This window comes from Actinotalea sp. C106 (genome assembly GCF_023630195.1).
In the GTDB taxonomy this organism is placed as follows: domain Bacteria; phylum Actinomycetota; class Actinomycetes; order Actinomycetales; family Cellulomonadaceae; genus Actinotalea.
The window spans coordinates 1-3563 of sequence record NZ_JALPKN010000304.1 but is presented as its reverse complement, the minus strand read 5'-3'; the positions used below and the strand labels follow the sequence as shown (position 1 = coordinate 3563).

At 73.7% G+C, this 3563-nt stretch carries 5 protein-coding genes; 3 read left to right on the top strand and 2 right to left on the bottom strand.

All coding sequences use genetic code 11. The features are described from left to right. Positions 1-631 (top strand): pyridoxal-phosphate dependent enzyme (locus tag L0B03_RS15330; RefSeq protein WP_250447366.1); only part of this gene is annotated, 631 nt, incomplete at its 5' end. 161 nt (positions 632-792) lie between these two features. Here the strand turns inward: L0B03_RS15330 and greA are convergent. Beyond that, positions 793-1281: a transcription elongation factor GreA gene (gene greA, locus L0B03_RS15325; protein WP_250447364.1), complete on the bottom strand. Its 489-nt coding sequence runs from the start codon at positions 1279-1281 to the stop codon at positions 793-795. Between the two features lie 277 nt (positions 1282-1558). After that, positions 1559-1957, bottom strand: coding sequence for a DUF4307 domain-containing protein (locus tag L0B03_RS15320; protein WP_250447362.1), 399 nt, complete (start codon positions 1955-1957; stop codon positions 1559-1561). Positions 1958-2233: 276 nt separating this feature from the next. Here L0B03_RS15320 and mca point away from each other — a divergent pair, with 276 nt between their 5' ends. Continuing rightward, positions 2234-3094, top strand: a complete 861-nt coding sequence (mca, locus tag L0B03_RS15315) for a mycothiol conjugate amidase Mca (RefSeq protein WP_250447368.1) — start codon at positions 2234-2236, stop codon at positions 3092-3094. Next, on the top strand, positions 3091-3444 hold the full coding sequence (locus L0B03_RS15310; RefSeq protein ID WP_250447361.1) for a hypothetical protein: 354 nt from the start codon (positions 3091-3093) through the stop codon (positions 3442-3444). Before mca ends, L0B03_RS15310 begins: the two co-directional genes overlap by 4 nt. Positions 3445-3563 lie beyond the last annotated feature (119 nt).

Here is a 3563-nt window from a genome sequence, read left to right as displayed (position 1 = left end):
ATCCGACTTCCCCGAGGTCGGGGTGCTCGGGGTCCAGGCCGCGAGCGCCGCTGCGTACCCCGCCTCCCTCGCCGCGGGGCACCCCATCCCCGCGGGGCGGATGGCGACCATGGCGGACGGCATCGCCGTCGGGCGGCCGGGGGACGTGCCGTTCGCGCTGCTGCACGGGCGCCAGGTCCCCGTGCGGACCGTGTCCGAGGAGGACCTCTCCCGGGCGCTTCTCTTCGTGGCGGAGCGGGCCAAGATGCTCGTCGAGCCCTCGGGGGCCGCCGGGGTGGCGGCGCTGCTCGCGGGGGCCGCCGTCCGGACCCCCGCGGTCGTGGTCCTCTCCGGCGGGAACATCGACCCCCTGCTGCTGCTGCGCGTGGTGCGGCACGGCCTGGTCGCCGCCGGCAGGTACCTGCAGCTGCGGGTCCGGGTGGACGACCAGCCCGGAACCCTGGCGAGCCTGCTCGGTGAGCTCGCCGCGGCCGGGGCGAACGTGGTCCAGGTCGGCCACGTGCGCACCGGGGTGGACCTCGCGATCGACGAGGTCGAGATCGGCGTCCAGGTGGAGACCCAGGGGCCCGCCCACTGCGCGGAGGTCCTCACCCACCTCCGCTCGGCCGGCTACCGCGCCACCGAGGGCTGACCCCCACCTCGTGTCAGAAGCCTCGATACCCAGGGCATCCCCAGCTTCTGACACGAGAGCCCTCTGGTGCGATCGCGATCGCTGTGGGAACGAGAACGGCCCCGGACCTGGTGGTCCGGGGCCGTCTCACGTCCAGCAGCCCGGGGCTGCGGGGGTGCTCGTCAGAGCTGGAAGGGCTTGGCCTCGTGGATCGTGACCTTGATGGTCGCGCCGTTCGGGGCCTCGTAGGAGGTCTCCTCGCCGGCTGAACGGCCGATGATGGCCGAGCCCAGCGGGGACTTCTCGCTGTAGACGTCGAGCCCGGTGCCTTCGGCGACCTCGCGCGAGCCGACCAGGAAGGTCATCTTGTCCCCGGCGACGGTCGCGGTGACGACCATGCCGGGCTCGACGACGCCGTCGTCCGGCGGGGCCTCACCCACCACGGCACGCCGGAGCAGGTCCTCGAGCTGGCGGATCCGCGCCTCCTGCTTGCCCTGCTCCTCGCGGGCCGCGTGGTAGCCGCCGTTCTCCTTGAGGTCGCCCTCGGAGCGCGCCGACTCGATCTTCGCTGCGATCTCCGAGCGTCCCACCGTCGTGAGCTCGGTGAGCTCGGCGGTCAGGCGGTCGTGCGCCTCCTGGGTCAGCCAGGTGACTGAGCTGGTGTCTGTCACGGTCTCTCCTTCCGAGCTCCTCGGTGAAGTCTCGTCGTGTGCTGGTGCTCCGGGCCGTGCGGCACCCGAGGCCTGGGACGGTCGTCCCGTGGGGAGTCACGCCTGCGCTCGTCCGCAGAGGCGCGGCACTGCGCGTGTCGTCTGTCGTCCGGAGGTGCCCCACGAGGGGACTTCCGCGAGGACTCCGTGCGGCCTGAGCCGCCGACGGCGTGGGGCAAACGATGAGTGTAGCAAGGTGGCCGACTGTCATGGGGGTGGGTCGGGGAGAACGGGCGCCTCAGGGGATCCAGCACTCCGAGACCACGCCGGTCACGGCAGGCTCCGAGGTCTGCACGGTGCTGGCGAGGCGCACCGACCGCTCCTCGGCGGGCGGGACGCGCACGTCCAGCACCCCCACCTGGGCGTACGAGCCGTTGAGCGCCTCGATGGTGCAGTGCACGACGGTCTGCGGCTCCAGCCGCACCACCTCGTACACGACCTCGACCTCGCCGTCACCCAGGGTGAACCCGACGTCGCTCCAGGTCACCGGGGTGCGCGCGGCGCCGATGCCCAGCCACAGGCCCCCCGCGAGGGCCACGGCACCCAGGGCCGAGAGCGCCACCACCCGGCGCCGCGGCGACGCCGGACCTCGCTCGGGGCCGTAGCGGCCGGCGGGGGGCTGCAGGGGGGCGGTCATCGGGCTCTCCTCGGTCCGCCCGGAGGGACTGGTGGTGCTCCGGGGCCGTCGGGGTACGGTCAGGCTCAGGCGTGCGAGACCATTGTCCCTGGTCCCTGGCACGGTGATGGCCACGGGGACGCCGGCCCACGGCGAGCACGCGACGACGGAGGACTGCAGGTGGACGACAGCGCAGCTGATCAGGGGGCTGCCCTCACGGGAGCCGACGTCAGGCGGACGCAGGGGGGGGACGGACCCGGGGCAGGGGCGAGCCCGAGCCGCTCCGGGCTGCGGCTCATGGCCGTGCACGCGCACCCCGACGACGAGTCGAGCAAGGGTGCGGCGACCACCGCGCGCTACGCGGCCGAGGGCGTCGAGGTGCTCGTGGTCACCTGCACAGGTGGCGAGCGCGGCAGCATCCTCAACCCGAGCTACGGCGACGCACCCTCGAGCCCCGAGGCGATGGCCCAGGTGCGCCGCGAGGAGATGGCGGGGGCGGCCCGCGCCCTCGGGGTCCAGCACCGGTGGCTCGGCTTCGTCGACTCGGGACTGCCCGAGGGCGACCCCCTGCCGCCCCTGCCCGACGGCTGCTTCGCCCTGGTCCCTCTGGAGGAGGCGGCAGCGCCGCTGGTCGAGCTGGTGCGCAGCTTCCGGCCGCACGTCATCACGACCTACGACCCCACGGGGGGGTACCCCCACCCCGACCACATCATGTGCCACCGGATCTCGACCGAGGCCTTCGAGGCGGCCGGGGACGCCGAGCGTTACCGCGGGGCCGGCGAGCCCTGGCAGCCGCTCAAGCTCTACTACAACCACGACTTCTCGCTGAACCGGATCCAGACCATCCACGACGCGGTGACCAGCGCGGGGCTCGAGTCCCCGTTCGGGGACTGGGTGGCCTCGCGTGCCATGCGCGAGATCCCCGAGCGCGAGGTGACCACGCGCGTCCCGTGCTCGAACCACTTCCCGGCCCGGGATGCCGCCCTGGTGTCCCACGCGACGCAGATCGACCCGGCGGGGTTCTTCTTCGCGGTGCCGCGGGACCTCGAGGTCGAGGTGTGGCCGGTCGAGGAGTACGAGCTCGCCACCTCCCACGTACCCGTCGCCCTGCCCGAGGACGACCTGTTCGCGGGCATCCACCCTGAGGACCGCCCATGAGCCTGCTCGACGAGGTCGTCGTCCGCACCGGGGCCGCCGTGCTGGCCCTCTCACCGGCAGAGCCCGAGCTCCGCGAGGGCCTGGACCCCGAGTCGGTGACCCCGGGGCTTCTGGGCTTCATGGTCATCTTCCTCGCGGTGCTCGTGTGCATCCCGCTCTTCCTCTCGATGACCGGAAAGCTGCGCCGGGTCGAGCACCGACGCCGTCGTGAGGACACCGAGCAGGAGCCAGGCTCCGGGCCTGACGAGCCGGGACCTCCGGGCGCCGCTCCTGCTCGGGGGACGGCTAGCCCCTCGAGCCCCCCGTCCGACCGTCGCCCCCCGGCCACCTCCGGGCAGGGCGGGGACTGAGGTGCTCGCCGAGGTCGTGCCGCTCTCCTCGGGGCGGGATGCCGCGGTCAACCGCGCCGCCGTCACGGCCGCGGTCGAGTCCGCCGCCGCGCGCGGCCTCCGCCTCGTCGTACTGCCCC

Bases quoted from the DNA above. Each gene is read 5' to 3' on its own strand.
- L0B03_RS15320 (WP_250447362.1), bottom strand. From the start codon at position 1,957: ATGACCGCCCCCCTGCAGCCCCCCGCCGGCCGCTACGGCCCCGAGCGA.
- mca (WP_250447368.1), top strand. From the start codon at position 2,234: ATGGCCGTGCACGCGCACCCCGACGACGAGTCGAGCAAGGGTGCGGCG.
- L0B03_RS15310 (WP_250447361.1), top strand. From the start codon at position 3,091: ATGAGCCTGCTCGACGAGGTCGTCGTCCGCACCGGGGCCGCCGTGCTG.